Genomic DNA, 21,698 nt, shown 5'->3' on the forward strand with positions numbered 1-21,698 from the left:
ATCAGCCGGTTGGTTTATTGGGTTCGTTTTGCCGTGTTATTTTATCTCCCAGCGCCCGCCGGGGCCGAAGAGGGCGGCGACGCAGGCGTCGAAGAGCCCGGCGCGCTGGGCGAGGTCGATGGCGGTGAAACGGTTGCGGAAATAGGGGGCCTTGAGCAGGGTCTCGCGCAGGCGCGCGCGGGAGATGCTGATGTGCTCCGGCTCCGTCGGCACGCCGGCGGCGGCGAGGCGGCGTTGCGCCTCCGCGACAGGGATGAGTTGCTTTTCGAGGCGCGTTTTCAGGCCGGGCCAGGCGCGTTTTATCAATTCCAATTGCGCGGCCACCGCCTGCCTGCCGACGTATTTGGCGCGGCTTTCCGAGAGGATGCGTCCGATGGAGCCGCCACCGTAGAGGGCGTGTATTGTTTTTTCCATGCCGGCGAACTCCGGCCACGCGGCGGTGGCGGCGGCGACGTCGAGCGCGGTCAGGTCGATTTTCAGCAGCTCCTCGTAAAACGCGAGGATGGTTATTGTGCCGATGGCGACCTGGAAGCCGTGCGAGACGCCGCGGCCGTTGTGGCGGTGGTGCTCCATGTCCCAGATGTGACTTATATAATGCTCGGCGCCGGAGGCGGGGCGGCTGCTTTTCGCGTATTGCATGGCGAAGCCGCCGAGCATCAGGCCCTCGACGAGACGCCCGAGCGCGACGGGATCGCCGGCGCGGACACCGGCGGGATCGGAGAGGGCGAGAGGGAGGCCGCCTTGCACGAGGTCCCAGGCGACGGGGTTGAGCGGGTCGGCGCCGGCGGCGTCGGCCACGAGCCAGTCGGCGCCGCCGGTGATTTTGGCGAAGAGGTCGGCGTAGCCGGCGGCGGTCATCTCGGCCGGGGCGCGGGCGAATATGTCAATGTCGGCGAGGGCGGCGCGGGGCGCGGGGCAGGTCATGGTCTGTTTCGCGCCGTCCTTGGTGATGGATGCGCCGAAGGAGGTGTAGCCGTCCATCGAGGCGGCGGTGCCGACGACCATGTAGGGGCGGCCTGCGAGATGCGCGGCGAGCTTGCAAAGGTCGTTCACGGTCCCGGAGCCGACGGCGACGGGCACAGCGGCGGTGGCGCGCAGGCGCGCCAAGATGGTTTCGACGTGGCAATACTCGGCGTGGAGATCGCGAGCGTCGAGCACGAGCGGCTCGTCCTGCGGCACGCCGTCGCCGCGCAGGAGCACGGATGCGGCGCCGCCGACGGCGGTGTGGGTGTTGGTGTCGGCGACGATGATGGCGCGCGCGTCGGCGCCGAACTGGGCGCGGAAGAGCGACGCGATTTCGCAGAGCGTGCCGGGACCGATCAGCAGCGCCTTCGTGTCGGTGGCGGCTTTTAGCGCGGTTTCGACTCGCGAGGTCATGGCATCTCGGTGACGAAGCTGTCCCAGGGCAGGTCGGCGGTCTTGTTGTCGAGGAGGATCTCGCCGAGGCGGGCCATGAGCGGGAATTCGGCGAGATCAATCTCGCCGCGGCCGGCCATGCCGCGCAGGGCCGCCGCCATGCGCTGGATGATGACGTTGGACTCGAGGGTGACGCCGGAGAGTTCGCGCAGCGCCTCGTCGAGGGTGAGGCCGATGCCGAGCAGGAGGCCAAGCAGGCGCGTGCGCCCGCTGAAGGCCGTGACGTAAAGGTCGCCGATGCCGACGTGAAGCGAGCGGTCGCTGCCGGCGAGGAGTTTCAGCAGTTTCTGCATTTCACGGCAGGACTGGCCGAATACGCCGGCCTGCGAGTTGTAGTGCAGCGGCACCTTGCTCTTGTTGATCTTGTCGCTCACGCCGACTTGCGCGTAACTGCGGACGCGCTCAAGGGCGTCCTCAATGCCGTTGCCGTTGACCTTTTCGTTGACGCCGACGGCCACGGCGACGCCGAGCGCGTAGGCGTTTTTCAACGCGACGGCGCACTCGACGCCGGCAACATCGTCGGTGACCTCGATGTTGTAATAATCGGTTTCCATGATGGCCTTGAGGCGGCGGAGAACGCCGGGGTCTTCGCCGCAGAAGGAAACGACGGTCGGGTCTTTATAAACGAGTTCGTAGCTGGTGCAGGGGCCGCCGACGGCGTTGAGGCAGAGTTTTTTGGGAGCCAGCTTGCGTTTCCAATATTCAAGATAGGTGATGAGCACGCCTTTTTCGTCGGCGATGAGTCCCTTGGTGACGGAGAGCACGGGCAGGGTTTCGGGGACGAGCGGGAGGACTTTTTCGGCAAACCAGTCCACGCCGAAGCTGCTGACGCCGCCGATGAGCAGGTCGGCGCCCTCAAGGGCGCGTTCGAGGTCCTCGATGTCGTAATATTCGACGCCCCCGGGGAAGGGGCGGGAGAACTTCGGCAGCTTGCCGGTCTTGCGGTAGCCCTCGATGATGTCGCGGTCGAGGTGCGTGCCGACGATGCGGACGATGTGGCCGTTTTCCCTCGCGGGAAAGGCGAGGGCGGAACCCATCATGCCGGCGCCGACGATCGTGACGGTGCGTTGTCTGCCCGAATTGCCATTGGTGATGCTGGTGCTCATGTTATGCTTGTGCTGTTTGGGAAAGGTTTTTGTTTTTCTGTTTTTTGGAATTTCGCTATTTCCCGGAGCGTTTTCTGGAAAGGCCGGCGAAATCGGCGGGATAGTCCGTCTCGATGATGTCGGGGGTGCGGGAAAGCTCTTTTTTATAGGCCTCGATGCGGGCCTCGTCCGGCTTGACCTTGTCGGCGGTGGGGCCGACGGCGATCATGCACATGACGCCGTGGCCGTGCAGCAGGTCATGGACCGCCTGCTGCTCCGGGTCCATGGTGTATCGGACATAGGCCATGATGCGGTTCCACGGGATGCCGGAATCGCGATACGCCTCGTATTGCGCCCTGTCGCCGATTTCGCAGCAAAACATGACATTGTCGTTGCGCCGGTAATAAAACAAACATTCCTCCAGCGAGCGAACGGAGAGGATGATATTATGATATTTCGCCCACTTCCCCTTCAGGTTGTCGGAATAAACCTGCCAGGGCACGCCCTTGTTGTCGAAATTGAACACGGTTTTGTCCGCGCCCCACTCCAGCACCTCGTCGAGCGTGGGGATTTTGTAGGACGTCACGTTTTTCTGCCGGTCCTTCAGGTAAAACTCCTGCAACTCCGCGTAAGTGTAATCGGCAACCTTGCCCTTGCCCGTGGTGGTGCGGTTGATCGTGGCGTCGTGCATGAGCACGAGCACGCCGTCCTTGGTCAGGCGCGGGTCGATCTCGAAGAACGACGGCATGAGCGAGAGCGTCTTTTCGCACGACGCGACGCAGTTTTCGGGATAGCCCGCCATCATGCCGCCGCGGTGTCCGCTGATGATGATGTCCTTGTCCGGCGAGTAATGAAAATACTCCTGCAAGTCGGCCATGCTTCGAATATTGACTGTATGCAGGCGCGGCGCGGCGGCGGCGGGGACCGCGAACGCCAGCAAGGCGATGAGCCCGGCGGGGCGGAGGGGATTTATTTTCATCATGAGGAACCTTGTTGAGCGCACTGGTTTGTCGGTTGCTGGAAGTATGGCCGGTCGGCGCAGTCGTGAGAGGGGAATGGAAGTCGCGCCCGTTGCAGGAATGATCAATCTCCTCACGCGAGAAGTGACCGCTCAAGCAATTTCAGGCCGTTTTCATCCGACGAAATGCATTTTTTTCAAATAAAATGATTGTTCGCGCGCATTTCTGGTTGTTTTTTGAGCGTTTTTCCAAGCAGCAAAAAAACCATGTGAAGCCCCCCGTGCCATGAGGAATCGACGCGAAGAAGAGATATTGAAGTATCTGGAAACCCATGAATTTTTCTCGACCGAGCAGGCGATGAAACATTTCGGCGCCAGCGCGGCGACGATCCGGCGCGCGTTCGTCAGGCTGGCGAAAAGCAATCTGGCGAGACGGGTTCACGGCGGCCTCAACCGTCTGCCGCAAGGCGGGAGCGACGCCCTCCCATTCGTCATGCGGGGACGCTGGCTTGAGAACGAGAAGACGCGCCTGGCCGCGCGCGCGATGGAGTTTGTCCCGAAAGGCGGCGCGGTGTTCATTCACGGCGGCTCGACCACGCTGGGACTGGCGCATCACATAAAAAGCGGCACCATCATCACCGACTCGATCAACGTCTGCGGGGTGCTGATGCAGCGGTTCCCCTCCGGCGGCGGCCCGGATGTCATTCTGCCGGGCGGCACGCTCGATTTGAAGTCGGACGCGCTCGTCGGCCCGCGGGCCGAGGCCGCCCTGCGGGAATATCGCGCCGACGCGGCGTTTTTCTCCTCGCGCGGCATGGACGAGGAAGGCGTGCTCGACACCACGGACACCCAGGTGGCGACCGCCCGCCTGATGATTCGCAACGCCGCCCTTCGCGTCATGATCGCCGACCATAGCAAATTCCGAAAGTTCGGCCTGACGCGGATGGTGTCCTGGGAGCAGGTTAACGTCCTGGTGACGAGCGACCACGCCGAAAACCGCCCCTGGTTCGAGATGATAAAAAAACACGGCGTGAAAGTGGTGCTCGCCTGAACGCCGGCGCGACCGCCATCGGCGGGCAACCGGTTCCGCCCGGGCATTTCACCCGCAACTTATTATAAGATTTTACCAACAAGCATATTGCAGTATTTTGCATTTATATTTCAAATATAAAGTGTTCTTTTTTTGGCGTTATACAGCCCCGGGCGAATAATTATTTAAAATTCTCCATCGACTAGGCTGGCCCCCCGCCCTTTTTTAACAGGCGCATGAGCACATGATGGAAATCCGCGGGCAACACGCCGCGGACGCCGCCAGACAACGCATTCGATTTATTTTATATATCCGATGAACTAATCTCATGCAAAGCCCAGCTCCTGCCATGATCCCATATTCCCCAAACCTCCGACGCGCCCGACCCCGGGCTGCCCGCGCCGCCGGTTTTATCCGTCGCGCCCGCCTCGCGGTTGTGTTTGTCGGCGCGCTTTGTGCGGCGGGGTCTGGCTTCGCGGAACCGGTGCGCGTGCTCACGTTCAACATTCTCAGTTCCTATCTCGGCGCGGACAAGGCAGGCGTGGAGGAAACCCCGCGCGTCAAACGCTGGGAGAAACGCGCGCCGCTCGTCATCGAGGTGATGCGCGACCATCCCGACGGCAGCGGCCCCTACGACTTTATCGGCACGCAGGAAACAAGCATCGACCGGCGGCGCGCCGAGGCCGACCAGACGCGGCGGCTCGCGGACGCGATGCAGGGATACGGTTCGCTTTATGAGCCATGCACCGGCCCGGCGCTGCGGCGTTTTTCGCTAAGCAACATGATCTTCTGGCGCAAGGACCGCTGGGAACTGGACGACGGCGACCACGGCACATTCTGGCTCTCAAGCACGCCGGACATCCCCGGCTCAAGCGACTGGAACGCGGACGGACAGCCCGAGAGCAAGCGTTGCGTCACCTACGGCCTCTTCCACGAAACCGGCCCCAAGGGCCGCACGGGACGACGCGTGTATTTCTACAACACGCACCTTTACGTGTTCTCCGAAGCCTCGCGCGAAAAGTCGGCGGCGCTCATCATGGAGCGCATCGCAAACCGCCGCGACAAACGCGCCGCGGTGCTCCTGACCGGCGACATGAACGCGCGCCAGTGGTCCGCCCCTGTGCGCCACTTCCGCGGCGAGACCGTCACGCTCGCCGGACGGACGCGCGCCGCTCCGTTCGCATTGCGCGACACCTACGCCGCGGCGCACCCCGGACAATCCGGCCTCGTCGCCGGCACCCGCGCCTCGCCCCCGCTTTTCGCGGACAAAATAGACTACATCTTCGCCAGCGACGATTTCATCACCGCCGGCGCCGGGCGCATAGAAACCCATCACGGCGACCTTTGGCCGAGCGACCATTACCCCTACGAAACCGTGCTGGAATTCGCCGGAGACAAAAAATAACCGCCAAGGCATGACGCGGGAAAATCTCCGCATCCCATTTTTTCACCATCCAGCCCCTGCCCTTTCGCAACGAAACCACCGAAAACCAGAAAAATGTCCCACCGCAACGCTCCCGCGTCCGAGTCCCGCCACGGATTGTTTTCCTTTCTCGCCCCCGCGCCGCACATCGCTCCGCTGCCGCCCGAAAAGATCGACCCGGCATACAAACGCCTGCGCTGGCAGGTGTTCGCCGGCATCTTCATCGGCTACGCCGCGTTTTATCTCGTGCGCAACAACCTCGCGCTCGCCATGCCCGACATTTTGAAAGAGTATCCGGGGCGCTTCACCAAGGCGCAGCTCGGCACCGGCCTCACCGCCGTCATCGTCGCCTACGGCCTGTCGAAATTCATCATGGGTTCCGTCTCCGACCGCAGCAACCCGCGCCGCTTCCTTCCGCTCGGCCTGCTGCTCTCGGCGGGCGTCATCGCCGTTTTCGGCAGCGTGAAGGCCGTGTATGCGTCGCTCGCTGTGATTGTCGCGCTCTCCGCGCTCAATGGCTGGGTCAACGGCATGGGCTGGCCGCCCTGCGGCAAGACGATGGTCCACTGGTACAGCTCGCGAGAGCGCGGCAGGGTCGTCTCCTTTTGGAACGTCGCGCATAACGTCGGCGGAATGCTTATCACCGGGATCGGCACTGCCGGCATGTTTCTTTTCCACGACTGGGGTGCGAAGTTTTATCTGAACGCCATTGTTGCCGCCGGCATCGCCGTGCTCGCCTGGTTTCTCATGCGCGACACCCCGCAAAGTTGCGGCCTGCCGCCGATCGAGGTGTATAAAAACGACTACCCGCCCGCCTATTCAGCCCGCAACGAACGCGTGCTCTCCTTCCGCGAGATCTTTTTTCAAAACGTGTTCAACAACCCGGCGCTCTGGGCCATCGCGATCGCCAACGCCTTTGTGTATTTTGTCCGCTACGGCGTCGTGAGCTGGGTGCCCGTTTACCTGGAGACTGCGAAGCATCTTTCCGTCAAGGAATCCAGCATCGCGTGGTCGCTCTTCGAGTTCGCCGCCATCCCCGGCACGCTCCTGTGCGGCTGGGTGTCGGACAGGCTTTTCAAGGGCCGCCGCGCGCCCGCCACCATATTGTTCATGGCGCTCACGCTCGTCGGCATCCTGCTGTATTGGATCAATATAAACGGCCCCGTGTGGCTTGATTATGTCGCGCTCTTCACCGCCGGCTTTTTCATCTACGGTCCGGTCATGCTCATCGGCCTGCACGCGCTCGAACTCGTCCCGAAAAAAGCCGCGGGCACCGCCGCCGGCTTCACCGGTTTATTCGGCAACACCATCGGCGGCGGCGCCGCCGGCGCCGGCGTCGGCTGGATAGCCGACCATTTTCAATGGCACGGCGTTTTCCTGACCATGACCGTCTGCTGCCTGCTCACCATGCTCTTCAGCGCCATGTCCCTCGGCGGCCGCCCGAAAGACACCGGCGCGTGAGCGCGCGGGCATTGTTTTTCACCGTGGATATGTGGTGATTCCCAGGCATGTAATATGGGTTCCTCGTTATTTCGGGTGGCTGAGAAATCAGAAATTATATTTATTATGAAATATACAACCCAGGCCGCATTGCCCCCGCCCCGCCCTGCCCCCGCCGCCGGCTCCCGTCGCGACTTCCTCAAAAGCGCCGCCCTCGGCGCCGCCGCGCTCGCCGGCGGCCTGCCCCTCGCCGCCGCCAGCGACGGTCCGCTCTCCGCCACCCGCCCGCGCAAGCCCGGCCTCAAACCCGTCCACGACCTGACCACTCCGCCTCTGGAAAAGGTCCGCGTCGGCGTCATCGGTCTCGGCCGCGGAGGCAGCCTCGTGCGCGACATGGCCGGCCTCGATTTCGTCGAGATCGCCGCGTTGTGCGACCTCCGCCAGGACCGCGTCGAGCGCGCCCTCGCCCATATCCGCGCCGGGTCCTCCGCGCAGCCGAGACTCTATGTCGGCGACGAGCGCGCATGGGAAAAACTCGTCGATCAGGACAACCTCGATGTCGTTTATGTTGCGACACCCTGGGAGTGGCATGTGCCGATGGCCGTCCGCGCGATGGAGCGCGGCAGGCACGCCTTCGTCGAGGTCTCCGCCGCCGTGACGGTGGATGAGTGCTGGGAGTTGGTTGATACCTCCGAGCGCACGCAGCGCCATTGCGTGATTTTGGAAAACTGCTGCTATGGCCAGAGCGAGTTGTTCGTGCTCAACCTCGTCCGCCAGGGCGTCTTTGGCGAATTGAAGCATGCCGAGTGCGCTTATATACACGAGTTGCGCGACATGCTCTTCAACCTCGACTCCGAAGGCAACTGGCGGCGCGCGTATCATAAAAAACTCGATGGCAACCTCTATCCCACGCACGGCCTCGGCCCTGTCGCCCGCTACCTCGGCATCGGGCGCGGCGATCAGTTCAAGAGCATTGTCTCCGTCAGCTCCGGGGAGCACGGTCTCTCCAAATGGTTGCGCGAGAAAAACCCCAACGCCGGCCGCCACGCCGGCGAACGCTACCGCTGCGGCGACATCAACACCTCCATTATCAAGACCGAGCTGGGTCGCACCATCATGGTGCAGCACGACGTCGTCAGCCCGCGCCCCTACAGCCGCATCAACGCCCTCAGCGGCACCGATGCCACCTTCTTCGACTATCCCGCCCGCCTCGCGCTCGACGAGCCCGCGCGCCTCGATCTCGGTCTGAAGTCGAAAAACAGCCATGCCTGGCTCGGCAACGAGGACATGGCGAAAATGCGCGAGCGCTTCACGCACCCGCTGGTCCGCGAGTTGTGGGCGAAGGCGAAGGGCGCGGGCCACGGCGGCATGGATTACCTGATGAATCACCGCCTGCTCGACTGCGTCCGCCGCGGCGCAACGCCCGACCTCACGGTCTATGACGCCGCCGCGTGGAGCAGCATCCTGGAGCTTTCGGTGCGCTCGGTCGGGCAGGACGGCGCGCCGGTGACCATCCCCGATTTCACGCGCGGCGCGTGGAAAACCCTTCGCCCCGCCGCCGACCCGCTTGGCGCGTAGGACGCGGAACTCCACGCGGCCGGATTCTCAATTCAGTCAATCAACCCAAGTCATGAAAAACACAATACTGACAACATTGGTAATGCTCGCGGCCGCCTTCGCGGCGGAAGCGACCGTGGAGGGCGCGGAGCGGCCCGTGGTCATCGCGCACCGCGGCGCCAGCGGCTACGTCGTCGAGCACACGCTCCCGGCCAAGGCGATGGCCCACGCGATGGGCGCCGATTATATAGAACAGGATGTCGTGCTCAGCAAGGACGGCGTCCTCGTCGTGCTGCACGACATTTATCTGGAGGCCGTCACCGACGTCGCCGCGCGCTTCCCGGAACGCCGGCACGAGGACGGGCGCTTTTACGCGCTCGACTTCACGCTGGCCGAGTTGAAACAACTGCAATTGAACGAGCGGCTCAACACCAAGACCGGCCGGCAGGCGCTCCCCGGACGCTTTCCCGGCGGCGCGGGCTTGTTTCATATTTCCACCTTCGAGGAGGAACTCCGTTTTATACAAGGCTTGAACAAAAGCACCGGGCGCGAGGCCGGCGTGTATGTGGAAATAAAATCCCCCGACTGGCACCGCAAGCAAGGCGCGGATGTCAGCCGCGCGACCGTGGACATGCTGCGGCGTTACGGCTACGCCAAAAAAACCGACAAGTGCTGGATCCAGTGCTTCGAGTGGGATGAGGTGCGGCGCGTGCGCGAGGAACTCGGCTGGGAGGGCCGGCTGCTGTTGTTGATGAGCAAGAACCCCAAGCCCGGCATGCTGGAGGACGTGGCCAAAGTCGCCGACGGCATCGGTCCGTCGATCAAGCAGATCGCGACCGGCAAGACCCCCGCCGAACGCAAACTCACGCCCCTTGTCCGCCAGGCCCGCGCGCTCGGCCTCGCGGTTCATCCCTACACCGTGCGCCGCGACGAACTCCCCGCCTGGGCGGCGTCCGCGGACGAACTTCACGAGGTGATTTTCCGCGATGCAAAGGCGGACGGCGTGTTCACCGACTTCCCCGATCTCACGCGGCAATGGATCGACCGGCATTCAAACTGATGCCCGCGGTCCGATTGTGACCTTGCAGGCTCTTATGGTATTTTCTCTCAACATTGTCCCAAATGGCAGGGCGAGGCGTCCCCGCCGAGCCGCGGCTCAGCCGGAGGCTTCGCCCTACCGGGGCTGCCGCGCCACTGTTAAATGAAAACATTATAGTTATCACGCGGAGATACGACGATGAAGCCATTTCATGCCCCGTGTCTCCGCGTGGGACCATCAACACCCCGATGCCCGGGTATTAAAATCCGTCTTGATCCCGAAATGATATAAATCATGAAACACCGCATCCTCTTCCTCCTCGTCGCCGCCCTTCTGCTTTCGTTCGGCGCGCCCGTCTTCGGGAACTCCGATGCCGTCACCGGCCCCGACTTCAGGACGCTTTCCTTCCAAAACGGCCTCGACGGCTACGCCGGCGCCGTCGAAGCGAGCCTCGTCATGCGCGACGACGGAGCCGCGCTCACGCCCAAGACCCCCGCCATCTGGATTTCGGTCTCCCATGACGCCGACACCGGCAAGATAAAAAACGTCGCCCAGGCCCTCGCACGCTTCGACGGCATCTTCGGCGGCGCGCCCGGCCAAATCCTGCCCGGCTCCCCCATCGTCAGCGCCACCCTTCGCCTGCGCACCGGTCCCTCCCGCGGCGCCGGCAGCGGCCAGCGGCTCATCCTCCACCGCATGTTGCTCCCTTGGACGGACGACGCCCGATGGGACTCCCGCGCATGGGGCAGCAACGGCGTCCAGCCCGACGACATCGAGGCCGCCGCCGACACCGCCACCGCCGGCACCCTCAGCAACAACAACACCTCCTACGACCTCAACGTCACCGAATCCCTCCGCGCCTGGTCCGCCGGCGAGCCAAACCACGGCTGGCTCCTCCAGCACGAAATTCTCGGCGCATTGAACGCCCTGCCGAACGCCTCCACCAACGCCCTCGCCATCCTCTCCTCCCTCGCCCCCGACACCGGCGCGCGGCACCGCCCGTGCCTCACCGTCACCTACGACGCCAACCCCGCCAACCGCGCCCCCTCCGCCGTCCAGCCCGCAACCGCGCGCGATGCCGGCGTCGCCCGGCTCTCCCTCCGCGCCGACGATCCCGACGGCGGCCCGCTCACCGTCACCTTCCTCGCCCGCCGCCAACCCGCCGCCGGGCGCGACTTCCAAATCATCCTCCTCCCCGACACGCAATACTACGCCCGGAAACGCAAGGGCGGCGCCCCGGAAATGTTCCACGCCCAGACGGACTGGATCGTCCGCCACGCTCAACCCGACAACATCGCCTGCGTCCTCCACCTCGGTGACATCACCGATCGCGGCGACATGCAGGAATACGAATGGACCAACGCCAGCCAGGCCATGTATCACCTCGAAAATCCCAAGGCCACCGGACGCCAGCCCGACGGCATCCCCTACTGCCTCGCCGTCGGAAACCACGACCAGCGCAAAGCCGGCGACGGCGCCTGGGACGGCCCCGCCATCCTGTTCAACAAATATTTCGGCGCCGGCCATTTCGAAGACAAAGGCTACTACGGCGGCCGCCACGGAAACGACAATAACAACTATTATATAAAATTCGACGCCGGCGCCGAGAAATTCATTGTCGTCAGCCTTGAATACAAAGCCGCCTCCACGCGGCCCGAAGTGCTCAAATGGGCCGATGACATATTAAAGCGGCACGCCTCGCGCCGCGCCATCATCATCACGCACGCCGCCCTCCGCCCCGGCGTCCAGTCCGAATTTTGCCCCGACGGCGCCGCCGCTTACAAAGCCCTCCGCCACCACAAAAATCTCATGCTCATCATCGGCGGGCACATCACCGGCGAGGGCCGCCGCACCGCCACTTTTCACGGCGCCACCGTCCACGGCATCCTCATGGATTTCCAGGGCGACGCGCTCGGCGGCAACGGCCACCTCGGCGTCCTCACCCTCTCGCCGCGCGCCAACAAAATCCACGTCGGGATCTATTCCCCCGTCACTCAAAAATGGCGGACCTACAACGACGCCGACTACACGCTCGATTACGACTTTGGCGCGAAAATCGAGCCCTTTGTCAAAGTCGCCACCACCGAGGTCCCTTCCGGCACGACGGCAAGCTGCCGCTTGGAAAACATGGATGGCTTGGCCACCTACGAATGGCTCGCCGAAATCAACGACCAGGGCAAAATCACCCGCACCGCCATTCATTCCATCCTGCCCGCCACGTTGGAAAAATAAAAACGCGGCCGGCCTGGATGCTCTGCCGTGGGAGTTCCATGATCAGCGGTAGGGCGAGGTGTCCCGCCGAGCCGCGGCTCGGCGGGACGCCTCGGCCCTACCTGATACGACACGGAGGCCGTCCATCCAGCAAAAGCGGCATTTCGTTTCATAATTGGCATAAAATGCCCCATTACTTGACGGACCGGCGCCGGATGTTCACCCGGGGAGAGAGGCGCGGCGCAGCCAGGGCATGCCGCCCTCAGATATGGCCGAACACCTCGCTGGCGTCGAAACGCACTTTCTTGAGTTTCGCGTATTTGTCCCCCTCGCCGCGATAACCGGCGGCGCAGGCGACCAGCGTGGCGAGCCCTTTTTCCTTGAGCCCGAGAATCTCGTCGTATTTCGGAGCCTCGATCCCGCCCAGCGGGCAGGTGTCGATGCCGAGCAACGCCGCCGCCGTTGTGAACTGGCCGAGCGCGATAAAGATCTGGTTGGCTTGGATGATGTCGAGCGCGCCGTTCTTCGCCGTCTGGGTGACAAAGCCCTCCAGCATTTGCTGGAATCCGGCGAGCGCGGATTTATCCACGCCGCGCACCTCGGCCATGCGGTCGATGTTCTTGCGCACGTAGTCCACGCCGATGTTTTTGCGCAGGGTAAACACCACCAGGTGCGAGCAGTCGGCGACTTGCGACTGGCCGTGCGACACCGGCACCAGCCTGGCGCGCACCGCCGGATCGGTGACGACGATGAACTTCCACGGTTGCAGGCCCATCGACGAGGGCGTGAGCCGCAGCACCTCCTCCAGCGTCGCCCACGTGTCGGCGGGGATTTTTTTCGACGCGTCGAATTGTTTCGTGGCGTATCTCCAGTTGAGCGCGGCGAGCAGTTGCCCGCTGCTGATCGGTTCGAGTTTGTCTGTGGTTGTCATGGTAAGAAACTTCTCCGGCGGGCCGCGCCCGTGTCCCCGCGGCAATGCAATGGACGGCGGGGCACGGACGCGCCTCACCAGGCGCGCGAGTATTGCGGCGGGCCGAACGACTGCCGCACGCCCAGCGTCTGCGCGGCGTGCAACGGCCAGTGCGGGTCACGCAATGACTCGCGCCCGATAAGCACGATGTCCGCCCGCCCTTTGCTCACGATGGCTTCCGCCAGCATCGGGTCCGCAATCAGCCCCACCGCCGCCGTGGCGATGCCCGCCTCCGCGCGGATGCGCTCGCCAAAGGGCACCTGGAAGCCCGGCTTGGGCGCCGGAACCGCCGCGTCGGGAACCGCGCCGCCCGCGCTCGCGTCGATCAGGTCGACCCCGGCGGCTTTCAGGCGGCGCGCGAGCTCGACCGAGTCCTCAAGCGTCCACCCGCCATCGGCCCAGTCGGTCGCCGAGATGCGCACGGTGAGCGGCAATTGTTCCGGCCAGACCTGCCGCACGGTTTTCACCGTCTCGAGCAAAAAGCGCACGCGGTTGTCGAAGGAGCCGCCATAGCCGTCGGTGCGCCGGTTGCTCAACGGCGAATAAAAACTGTGTGCGAGATAGCCGTGCGCCGCGTTAATCTCCAGCCACTCCACGCCCGCCTGCCGCGCGCGTCCCGCCGCCGCCGCAAACGCCATCTGCGTCTCACAAATTTGCTGTCCGGTCATTTCCGCCGGCACCTTGGACAAAGCCTCGCCAAAGGGCAGCGCGCTCGGTGCGATGAGCGGCCAGCCTCCCGCGTCGGCGGCGAGATGCGCCCCGCCCTCCCACGGGCGCGCGCACGATGCCTTGCGGCCGGCATGCCCGATTTGCAGGCCGGGCACCGCCCCTTGCGCCTTGAGGAAGCGGTTGATTTGCGCCAGCGGCTCGATCTGCCAGTCCGCCCATAGCCCGAGGTCGTGCGGCGTGATGCGGCCGTTTGCCGCCACCGCCGCAGCCTCCACGATGATCAGTCCCGCCCCGCCCGCCGCCCGCGCCCCGTAGTGCATCAGATGCCAGTCCCCCGCGATGCCCTCGCTGGCCTGATACTGGCACATCGGCGAGATGCCGATGCGGTTTCGTAGCGTGACTGACTTGAGCTGGAACGGACTAAAAAGCGTGGACATGGACTTGCTTGAAACTGCTAACGTTAGGATGGACGGATGACGAGCCTGGAAAGCAACACGATTCAGGCAATTTTATTGCGAAAAAGCATTTAATCGGATGCCGAACCGCCGCCCGGCGGCATACACGGACCAACGGACCATTTTATGCGCATGGCCAAAACCGATGGTGCAACCAACTGGGTTACAAGAGACGCAATATAGTGGGCTATTGTACTTTAATTACCGCGAAAAGCGGTGCGATTATTTCGCGAACGCCTTTTTGAGTTTGTCGATTTTCGGCCTTATGACCGCCTGGCAGTAACCCTGATTCGGATTCTTTCTGAAATAATCCTGATGGTATTCCTCCGCCCGATAGAACGTCGTGAGCGGCTTGATTTCCGTCACGATTTTGCCGCCCCACTCCGGGTTGGCCCGCGCCATCGAGGCCTCGGCCGCCTGCCGTTGTGCGTCATCGGCATAAAAAATCACCGAGCGATACTGCGTGCCCACATCGGCGCCCTGCCGGTTGAGCGTTGTCGGATCATGGATGACCCAAAAGAAATCGAGCAGCCGGTCGAGCGACACTTTCTCCGGGTCAAATTCCACCCGCACCACCTCCGCGTGCCCGGTCCGCCCGGTGCAAACCTCCTCGTAAGTCGGGTTTGCCTTGCGCCCGCCCGCGTAGCCGCTCGTCACCGAAACCACGCCCGACACGAGTTTATACGCCGCCTCGGTACACCAGAAACACCCGCCGCCGAGCACGATGCTCCCGGTCTTGACGGACGCGGGCGCCGCGGCGGAAACGGCGGAAGTTTCGGGGGGAGACGACGCGGGATCAGCGGCATTGGTCATGGCTGCAAGGATGAACGGGAGAATGAGCCGGAAAAATTTCATGCAAAGGCGGACGGCGGCGCCGGCCGAAAAGAGGATTCAAGGAAACGCAGTTCCGTGCCTGCCGCAACCCTTCCTCTCGAAAACCGACGAGCCTTTCCCGATGAAGCTGCACCGGAGGAGGTTCGCCGGACACCGGGTGGAGCAACTTTCTCAGAAAAAGTCCTTGCATTCGCCTCCGGAACCCGGATTCTTGCCCCTCCTTCAACAAGGAACGGGCTCGTAGCTCAGTTGGAAGAGCGCCTCAATGGCATTGAGGAGGTCGTCAGTTCGAACCTGATCGGGTCCACCAAATTTCCACCGCCGCCGGATGCGTCCAGCGGCGGTTTTTTTGGGACCAAACGCTCCTCACGAAGATGCCGCCGCCACGGTGACAATCCACCCAAACGCAGCGGTGGCATCGGACACCACGTAGGTCTCGTAGCCAAGATTTCCGGCCATGCGCGCCGTGGTCGAGACGCAGTGCGGCGTGATCAGCCCGACGATGACCACGCGCTTGATTCCCCGGGCCGAGAGGCGTTCGTGCAGGTCGGTCCCGATAAACGCGCTGTTTACGGTTTTGCCGATGACCGGTTCGCCCGGATGCGGACGGACAATCTGCTTTATATTATTGCCCGCGCCGCCGGGATGCAGCGGGCAATCCGGCTCGGGAGAGTCATGCCGGACATGAAAGACCGGCCATTTGTTTTCGCGCCAGATGAATAATAATCGCGCCGCCACGGTTTCGGCCTGCCGGTTGTTCCGATGCCCCCACTTTTGGGCATCGAAACCCTCCTGGATGTCGACAAGCAATAAAGCGGGCTTCGTCGTCATGCCATTTTTCAGCGGGAGGACGTTTGCGCGAATATAGTGAGTTTATTTGGGTTCCCCGCCATTTTGAGTGGTTGTTTTCCAGACATCGAAAACCGCGACGACCCCATATTATCTTCCCAATCGCATGTGCTTCAGGCCGCTCACCTCGCGATGAGTTTCAAAAATTCCTCGTTGGTCTTCGTCTTCGAGAGGCGGGCGATCATGGTTTCGGTCGCTTCCTCGATGCGCTGCTGGACGAGGGCGCGGCGGAAGAAATGGATTCCCTCCAGGCTCTTCGCGTCGATCAGCAATTCCTCGCGGCGGGTGCCGGAGCTGGCGATGTTGATGGCGGGCCAGAGGCGCATCTCGGCGCACTTGCGGTCAAGGACAAGCTCCATGTTGCCGGTGCCTTTGAACTCTTGGAAGATGATGTCGTCCATGCGGCTGCCGGTCTCGACGAGCACGGAGGCGACGATGGTGAGCGAGCCGGCTTCCTCGGTGTTGCGGGCGGCGGCGAAAAGCTGGCGGGGCTTTTCCATGGCGCGGGAATCAATGCCGCCGGACATGGTTTTGCCGCCGCTGCGGGCGTTGTTGTGCGCGCGGGCGAGGCGGGTGATGGAGTCGAGGAAGAGGACGACATCCTTGCCGGTCTCGACGAGGCGCTTGGCGCGCTCGATGCAGATGTCGGCGACGCGGATGTGGTTTTCGAGCTGCTCGTCGTTGGAGGACGCCCAGATTTCGGCGGGAACGGAGCGTTTGAAATCAGTCACCTCCTCGGGGCGCTCGTCCACGAGGAGAATCATGACGTGGCACTCGGGGTTGTTTTCGAGGACGCCGAGGGCCATGTCGCGGAGCAGCGTGGTTTTGCCGGTGCGCGGCGGCGCGACGATGAGGCCGCGGGTGCCTTTGCCGACGGGGCAGAAGAGGTCCACGGCGCGGGTGGTCATGCGGCCGTCCTTGGTCTCCATGCGCAGGTGCTTGTCGGGCGAGACGGTCGTGAGGGAGGTGAATTCGAACTTGCGGCGGCGTTCGTCGATGTCGAGGCCGTCCACTTTTTCGATGAAGCGCATCTTGGGATTGGGAAATTTCCCCTCGGCGGGATAGGCGGTGCCGGAGATGAGGGAGCCGGCGCGGAGCTTGAAGCGGCGGATGAGATCCTTCGGGACAAAGACGTCGATGGGGCGGCGTTTGCCGAAGCGGGAGAGGTCAAGGAGCTGGCCGTTGCCGCCTTTCTGGGTGTCGATGTCGAGAATGCCTTCGACCGGGACGGTGTTGTCGGGCTTTTGCGGTTTTTGCGGAGCGGGCGCGGACGGGGAGGCGTCGCCGCCGGTGTTCGCAGGCGCGGAGGTCTGTTCGGCGGCGGCGGCAACGCCGGCGTCGGGGGTGATGTTGGTTTTGTCCGCGGAAGCGGGGGTGTTGTTTTCCATGGTTATAGAGTGTGTGGTTCTAGCAAAATTTGAGTGAATGTGGCCCGGTCGTTTGACGCATGAAGCTCCGGGGAGGACATAGGGGGCGTTTTACAATTACCCAAACCTATGCCCAAACCAGTTACGAACGTGATGGACCAAACGATCACCTCGGTTTCCCGTGAACACCGGATTTTCAGGCCCTCAGCCGAATTTCAGCGCCAAGCCAATCTTGGGAGTCTTTCGGCTTATAAGAAGCTCTATGAGGAATCTGTCAATAGCCCAGAGAAGTTTTGGCGGCGGGAGGCGGAGTCCCACCTGGTGTGGAGGAAGCGGTTCACGGACGTGCTGAAGTGGACCCCGCCGCATGCCAAGTGGTTCACAGGAGGACGGTTAAACATTGCCGAGAACTGCCTCGACCGGCACCTGGGAACGGCGCGGGAAAACAAGGCCGCGATTATTTTCGAAGGCGAGCCGGGCGACGTGCGCACGATCACCTACCGCCAGCTTTTGTTTCACGTGAGCCGGCTGGCCCACGTGTTCGAAAACCTGGGTCTGAACGCGGGCGACCGCGTGGCCATCTACCTGCCGATGGTGCCGGAGGCCATCGTGGCGATGCTGGCGTGCGCGCGTATCGGCGCGGTGCATACGGTGGTGTTCGGCGGGTTCAGCCCGGAGGCCCTCAAGGCGCGCATCAACGACTGCAAGGCGCGCCTAGTCATCACGGCGGACGGCGGCTGGCGACGCGGCAAGATCGTCGAACTCAAAGCCAACGTGGACAAGGCGCTCGAGGGCGCGCCGAGCGTGCAGACGGTGCTGGTGCTGCGGCGCTGCCGCAACGAGGTCAGCATGCGCGACGGGCGTGACATCTGGTGGCACGAGGCCTGGGAGGGCGGCCCGAACATCCACAAGGCCAAGGCGTTCGACAGCGAGCATCCGCTGTTCATATTATATACGAGCGGCAGCACGGGAAAGCCCAAGGGCGTGCTGCACACGAGCGCGGGTTTCCTGCTCGGGGCAAAGATGACCGCGCAGCATGTTTTCGACTTGAAGGAAAACGACCGCTATTTCTGCTCGGCCGACATCGGCTGGATAACGGGCCACAGTTATGTCGTTTACGGCCTGCTGTCGAACGGGGCCACGGTATTCATCTACGAGGGCGCGCCGAATCACCCGGAGCCGGACCGCTTCTGGCGGATGATAGACCGGCACGGGCTCACCATACTCTACACGGCGCCGACCGCGATCCGCGCGTTCATGCGCTGGGGCGACAATTATGTGCTGCGGCACCGGCTGGACTCGCTGCGGTTGCTGGGCTCGGTGGGCGAGCCGATCAACCCCGAGGCATGGATGTGGTATCACACCATGATCGGCAAGAAACGCTGCCCCATCGTGGACACGTGGTGGCAGACGGAGACGGGCGCGATCATGATCACGCCGCTGCCGGGGGCGACCCCGCTCAAGCCGGGCTCGGCCACGCTGCCGTTCTTCGGCGTGGTGCCGAAGGTGGTGGATTCGCTCGGGCACGAAGTGCCGCGCGGCACGGGCGGCAAGCTGGTCATCACGCGCCCGTGGCCGTCGATGCTGCGGACGCTCTGGGGCGAGGACGATCGCTACAAGCGCGGCTACTGGGGCGAATTTCCCGGACACGAGGACTACTATTTCACCGGCGATGGAGCGCGCCAGGACAAGGACGGCTATTTCTGGATCGTGGGTCGCATCGACGACGTGCTCAACATTTCGGGGCACCGCCTCGGCACGGCGGAGGTGGAGAGCGCGCTGGTGTCGCACCCGGCGGTCGCCGAGGCCGCCGCCGTGGGCAAGCCCGACGACCTCAAGGGCCAGTCGCTGGTGGTGTTCGTGACCCTGAAGGCCGGCATCCCGCCGGGCGATGCGCTCAAGGAGGAGTTGCGCGCGCACGTGGCGGGGGAAATCGGCGCGATGGCGCGGCCCGACCAGATACGTTTCGCAGCGGGACTGCCGAAGACGCGCAGCGGAAAAATCATGCGGCGCATCCTGAAGGAAATCGCGACCGGCGGCGAAGTGCGCGGCGACACGACGACGCTGGAGGACTTTTCCGTGGTCGCGAGCTTGCAGGCCGAGGAGTGAGACCGCCCGCGCCGCCCAACCAGTCGATCCAAAGCGGCCCGAAAGTTCGCTTCTACTTCCGGGCAGGCCCGGCGTCCAGGGTGAGGCAGGATCGCAAGGCTGCCATCGTCATCGCCTGTCGCGCCTGCACGAACGCGCGCGCCTGCCGTGCCTTGGCTCTCGCCGCCGAGGGGTCGCGCGCCATCGCCAATACGGTCGCGGCGATGCGGGCGCGATCGGATGCGTTGTCCAGGTCAAAAAGCCAGTCGCCAAGCCCGATGTCGCGCCACATGTAGCCTTTGGTGGTCTGTTCCGCGAAACGGCACACAATGGCGGGAATGCCATGTCCCACACAAAGGATCGGACTGTGCATTTCGTTGCCAAAAAGCCCGGCGGAGCGGAGGTAGGTGCTGGTCGCCTCGTCCGTGAGCCAATACGTCGGACGCCAGACCACGCGCGGCTTTATATCGTCCGGCAACGGATCGACCAGCAACTCCTTGCCGGTGGCCATCTGGGTGGAGTCTTCCGGACAGACAAGGACTTTCAGGTCCGTCCGCCGGACCACTTCGACGATGGCGTCCCGCAGCGGCGCATGATCGTGCTCCTTCATCTCCTCGTTGCGGCGATGCTTCGCCGGGTCGAAAGTATACCGGGGGTTGATCTGCCAATAGGGCGCATTGCGAAGATTCGGGATGCAGCAGAGATACTTCCCTTCCTGGAGCCGGTGTTCGCGGAGAAACGCATCCGCGGCATCGTCATTCCGCACATCCGACGCGAACGCGGCATCGGGGCCGAAATCCACCACCGGCGCGGCAATACCGGCGGCCCGGACGACCTCGAGCGACACGGAGTCGCGCAAAAACACAAAACTGGCCCCATCGAGCAGCTCGCGCGTGTGCTCGTCGAGCCCGTTGTTCTTCATGATCTTCATGCCTGGATCGCCGGCGGGCGCCATCGTTATGCCATAGACTCCGTAGGGTTTGCGAACGTGGCTGCGCCAGTAATCGATGTCACGGTGCGCAACCAGATAAGGCCCGGAGCCGTGGAGCAGGAAATCGCCGGTTTCGATGACTGCATGGTCCCGCGTTATGACCAGTCGCGGGAAGCGGCGCCGCAACATGGCTTCGACTCCGTCGCCGACGTTGCTTGGCCAGAGGATCACCTCGGCTTCGGGCAGGAATTTCTCCAGCAACGCAAGGAGTCCCGGCGTATGGGCGATATCGCCGATGTTCGCAGTCTTCCACGACGAGCGCAGTACGATTTTCGGCGACTGCTTGCGGACGGCGGCACGCAACGCCACGCCGAGAGATGCGAACAAGGAGGTAAGAAGAAAGGATCGCCGGGTCACGATGGATTCGAAACGGAAGTTTCTATAAACAGAGTGTCAACTAATTTAATATATCAAAGCATTTGAATAAAATTGCAGCCACACTGGGCAAACCGGTTTCTGGCGTCGTGTGCGCTGGCGGACAGGGATGCCTGTGCCACCTTCACTTCACCAGCGGGCGCAGGAGTTTTGTCCACACCGCATATCCCGCCTCGTTCATGTGCAGCTTGTCCTTGCGATAGTATTCCGGGCGCACGGTGCCGTCGGGGGAGAGGATTGCGCTGTTCATGTCGACGTATGTCAGGCGCGGGTCGGAGTGGCAGAAGGCGGAGATGTAGGTGTTGGCGAGCGCGGTTTCGGCGCGGTGCTTCCAGCGTGATTCGACGAAGGGCAGCGAAATGAAAATGACGCGTGTTTCGGGGAGGGCTTGGTGGAGTTTGGCGCAGAGTTCGCGGAAATCGGCGGCGACTTGCTCGGCGGTGACTCCGGAACTGATGTCATTGCCACCGGCGAAAAACACGACCAGACGCGGCCTGGATGGCATGACCAGTCTGTCGAAATAATAAATGCTGTCGGAGATTTGGGAACCGCCGAAACCGCGGTTGAGGAGCGGCACGCCGGGGAAGTCTTCGGCGAGGGTTTTCCAGAGGCGGATGCTGGAGCTGCCGAGGAAGAGCACGCCGTTTGGTTTCGGGGGATTTGTGCGGTCTTGTTCTTCGAACGCGGCCATGGCTTTTTCCCAGCGCGCGGGATCGCCGGCGGCGAAGAGGGTGGCGTGCGCGAGGGTGAGGGCGAAAAACAGGGCGGCGAGGAGGAGGGTTTTTTGCGGGTGCGTTTTCATTGGATTCGGAGAAATTTCATGACGACGGTATTCATCGTGCCGGGGGATACGCGATTGAAATAAATATGCGCGGTTTCGGCCTCGAAACGGGCGCCACGGGCGGCGGGGCTTCGTGCCTGCCGCCAAATGAATACCGCGC

Annotated in this window: 17 protein-coding genes and 1 tRNA gene; 8 read left to right on the top strand and 10 right to left on the bottom strand. The window is 63.1% G+C overall.

What is annotated here, in order from left to right; all coding sequences use genetic code 11:
- Positions 1-36: 36 nt before the first annotated feature.
- The 3 genes from OH491_RS06105 to OH491_RS06115 are packed head-to-tail and all read right to left on the bottom strand — an operon-like array spanning position 37 to position 3,483.
- Complete coding sequence (locus tag OH491_RS06105; protein WP_068771853.1) at positions 37-1,377, bottom strand: sn-glycerol-1-phosphate dehydrogenase; 1,341 nt, start codon at positions 1,375-1,377, stop codon at positions 37-39.
- Complete coding sequence (locus OH491_RS06110) at positions 1,374-2,522, bottom strand: glycerol-3-phosphate dehydrogenase (protein ID WP_068771852.1); 1,149 nt, start codon at positions 2,520-2,522, stop codon at positions 1,374-1,376. The genes OH491_RS06105 and OH491_RS06110 overlap by 4 nt, the downstream gene beginning before the upstream one ends.
- A gap of 55 nt (positions 2,523-2,577) precedes the next feature.
- Positions 2,578-3,483, bottom strand: a complete 906-nt coding sequence (locus tag OH491_RS06115) for a glycerophosphodiester phosphodiesterase family protein (RefSeq protein WP_334319537.1) — start codon at positions 3,481-3,483, stop codon at positions 2,578-2,580.
- 262 nt (positions 3,484-3,745) lie between these two features.
- On the opposite strand from OH491_RS06115, the gene OH491_RS06120 reads away from it, so the two are divergent.
- The 6 genes from OH491_RS06120 (at position 3,746) to OH491_RS06145 (ending at position 12,180) form a co-directional block, all read left to right on the top strand.
- The gene (locus OH491_RS06120) at positions 3,746-4,510 is read left to right on the top strand and encodes a DeoR/GlpR family DNA-binding transcription regulator (RefSeq protein ID WP_084442453.1); all 765 of its coding nucleotides are present in this window, start codon (positions 3,746-3,748) and stop codon (positions 4,508-4,510) included.
- A 328-nt stretch (positions 4,511-4,838) separates the two neighbouring features.
- Complete coding sequence (locus OH491_RS06125) at positions 4,839-5,894, top strand: endonuclease/exonuclease/phosphatase family protein (protein WP_068771850.1); 1,056 nt, start codon at positions 4,839-4,841, stop codon at positions 5,892-5,894.
- A gap of 135 nt (positions 5,895-6,029) precedes the next feature.
- On the top strand, positions 6,030-7,373 hold the full coding sequence (pgtP, locus tag OH491_RS06130; RefSeq protein ID WP_425429195.1) for a phosphoglycerate transporter protein PgtP: 1,344 nt from the start codon (positions 6,030-6,032) through the stop codon (positions 7,371-7,373).
- A 105-nt stretch (positions 7,374-7,478) separates the two neighbouring features.
- A complete protein-coding gene (locus OH491_RS06135; protein WP_068771848.1) occupies positions 7,479-8,930 on the top strand; it encodes a Gfo/Idh/MocA family protein in 1,452 nt (483 codons plus the stop codon).
- A gap of 52 nt (positions 8,931-8,982) precedes the next feature.
- Complete coding sequence (gene glpQ, locus OH491_RS06140; protein WP_068771847.1) at positions 8,983-9,969, top strand: glycerophosphodiester phosphodiesterase; 987 nt, start codon at positions 8,983-8,985, stop codon at positions 9,967-9,969.
- Positions 9,970-10,242: 273 nt separating this feature from the next.
- Entirely contained in the window at positions 10,243-12,180 is a 1,938-nt protein-coding gene (locus OH491_RS06145) for a metallophosphoesterase (protein ID WP_068771846.1), read from the top strand.
- A 241-nt stretch (positions 12,181-12,421) separates the two neighbouring features.
- Here OH491_RS06145 and OH491_RS06150 read toward each other — a convergent pair whose 3' ends face one another.
- The 3 genes from OH491_RS06150 to msrA form a co-directional block, all read right to left on the bottom strand.
- Positions 12,422-13,090 (bottom strand): NAD(P)H-dependent oxidoreductase, encoded by a 669-nt coding sequence (locus OH491_RS06150; protein WP_068771845.1) that lies wholly within the window; start codon positions 13,088-13,090, stop codon positions 12,422-12,424.
- A 74-nt stretch (positions 13,091-13,164) separates the two neighbouring features.
- The gene (locus tag OH491_RS06155; RefSeq protein ID WP_068771844.1) at positions 13,165-14,235 is read right to left on the bottom strand and encodes an NADH:flavin oxidoreductase/NADH oxidase; all 1,071 of its coding nucleotides are present in this window, start codon (positions 14,233-14,235) and stop codon (positions 13,165-13,167) included.
- Between the two features lie 240 nt (positions 14,236-14,475).
- A complete protein-coding gene (msrA, locus tag OH491_RS06160; RefSeq protein ID WP_084442450.1) occupies positions 14,476-15,108 on the bottom strand; it encodes a peptide-methionine (S)-S-oxide reductase MsrA in 633 nt (210 codons plus the stop codon).
- Positions 15,109-15,321: 213 nt separating this feature from the next.
- Between msrA and OH491_RS06165 the strand changes: the two genes are divergently transcribed.
- A tRNA-Ala gene (locus OH491_RS06165) sits at positions 15,322-15,397 on the top strand.
- Positions 15,398-15,453: 56 nt separating this feature from the next.
- Here OH491_RS06165 and OH491_RS06170 read toward each other — a convergent pair.
- On the bottom strand, positions 15,454-15,918 hold the full coding sequence (locus tag OH491_RS06170; RefSeq protein ID WP_068771842.1) for a cysteine hydrolase family protein: 465 nt from the start codon (positions 15,916-15,918) through the stop codon (positions 15,454-15,456).
- A 140-nt stretch (positions 15,919-16,058) separates the two neighbouring features.
- Positions 16,059-17,324 carry a transcription termination factor Rho gene (gene rho / locus OH491_RS06175; RefSeq protein WP_084442449.1) on the bottom strand — a complete coding sequence of 422 codons (1,266 nt, stop codon included), beginning with the start codon at positions 17,322-17,324 and terminating at the stop codon, positions 16,059-16,061.
- Positions 17,325-17,456: 132 nt separating this feature from the next.
- On the opposite strand from rho, the gene acs reads away from it, so the two are divergent.
- A complete protein-coding gene (acs, locus tag OH491_RS06180) occupies positions 17,457-19,412 on the top strand; it encodes an acetate--CoA ligase (RefSeq protein ID WP_342751071.1) in 1,956 nt (651 codons plus the stop codon).
- Positions 19,413-19,464: 52 nt separating this feature from the next.
- On the opposite strand, the gene OH491_RS06185 is transcribed toward acs, so the two are convergent.
- Both OH491_RS06185 and OH491_RS06190 read right to left on the bottom strand, forming a co-directional pair.
- Positions 19,465-20,709, bottom strand: a complete 1,245-nt coding sequence (locus OH491_RS06185; RefSeq protein WP_334319536.1) for a polysaccharide pyruvyl transferase family protein — start codon at positions 20,707-20,709, stop codon at positions 19,465-19,467.
- Between the two features lie 172 nt (positions 20,710-20,881).
- Positions 20,882-21,559 carry a GDSL-type esterase/lipase family protein gene (locus OH491_RS06190; RefSeq protein ID WP_068771839.1) on the bottom strand — a complete coding sequence of 226 codons (678 nt, stop codon included), beginning with the start codon at positions 21,557-21,559 and terminating at the stop codon, positions 20,882-20,884.
- Positions 21,560-21,698: the final 139 nt, after the last annotated feature.

Origin of the sequence: Termitidicoccus mucosus (assembly GCF_038725785.1) — a bacterium.
GTDB lineage: Bacteria > Verrucomicrobiota > Verrucomicrobiia > Opitutales > Opitutaceae > Termitidicoccus > Termitidicoccus mucosus.

Excerpts from the sequence above, each read along its gene's own strand:
- OH491_RS06105 (WP_068771853.1), bottom strand. The coding sequence starts at position 1,377 with ATGACCTCGCGAGTCGAAACCGCGCTAAAAGCCGCCACCGACACGAAG.
- OH491_RS06110 (WP_068771852.1), bottom strand. The coding sequence starts at position 2,522 with ATGAGCACCAGCATCACCAATGGCAATTCGGGCAGACAACGCACCGTC.
- OH491_RS06115 (WP_334319537.1), bottom strand. The coding sequence starts at position 3,483 with ATGATGAAAATAAATCCCCTCCGCCCCGCCGGGCTCATCGCCTTGCTG.
- OH491_RS06120 (WP_084442453.1), top strand. The coding sequence starts at position 3,746 with ATGAGGAATCGACGCGAAGAAGAGATATTGAAGTATCTGGAAACCCAT.
- OH491_RS06125 (WP_068771850.1), top strand. The coding sequence starts at position 4,839 with ATGATCCCATATTCCCCAAACCTCCGACGCGCCCGACCCCGGGCTGCC.
- OH491_RS06135 (WP_068771848.1), top strand. The coding sequence starts at position 7,479 with ATGAAATATACAACCCAGGCCGCATTGCCCCCGCCCCGCCCTGCCCCC.
- glpQ (WP_068771847.1), top strand. The coding sequence starts at position 8,983 with ATGAAAAACACAATACTGACAACATTGGTAATGCTCGCGGCCGCCTTC.
- OH491_RS06145 (WP_068771846.1), top strand. The coding sequence starts at position 10,243 with ATGAAACACCGCATCCTCTTCCTCCTCGTCGCCGCCCTTCTGCTTTCG.
- OH491_RS06150 (WP_068771845.1), bottom strand. The coding sequence starts at position 13,090 with ATGACAACCACAGACAAACTCGAACCGATCAGCAGCGGGCAACTGCTC.
- OH491_RS06155 (WP_068771844.1), bottom strand. The coding sequence starts at position 14,235 with ATGTCCACGCTTTTTAGTCCGTTCCAGCTCAAGTCAGTCACGCTACGA.
- msrA (WP_084442450.1), bottom strand. The coding sequence starts at position 15,108 with ATGAAATTTTTCCGGCTCATTCTCCCGTTCATCCTTGCAGCCATGACC.
- OH491_RS06170 (WP_068771842.1), bottom strand. The coding sequence starts at position 15,918 with ATGACGACGAAGCCCGCTTTATTGCTTGTCGACATCCAGGAGGGTTTC.
- rho (WP_084442449.1), bottom strand. The coding sequence starts at position 17,324 with ATGGAAAACAACACCCCCGCTTCCGCGGACAAAACCAACATCACCCCC.
- acs (WP_342751071.1), top strand. The coding sequence starts at position 17,457 with ATGGACCAAACGATCACCTCGGTTTCCCGTGAACACCGGATTTTCAGG.
- OH491_RS06190 (WP_068771839.1), bottom strand. The coding sequence starts at position 21,559 with ATGAAAACGCACCCGCAAAAAACCCTCCTCCTCGCCGCCCTGTTTTTC.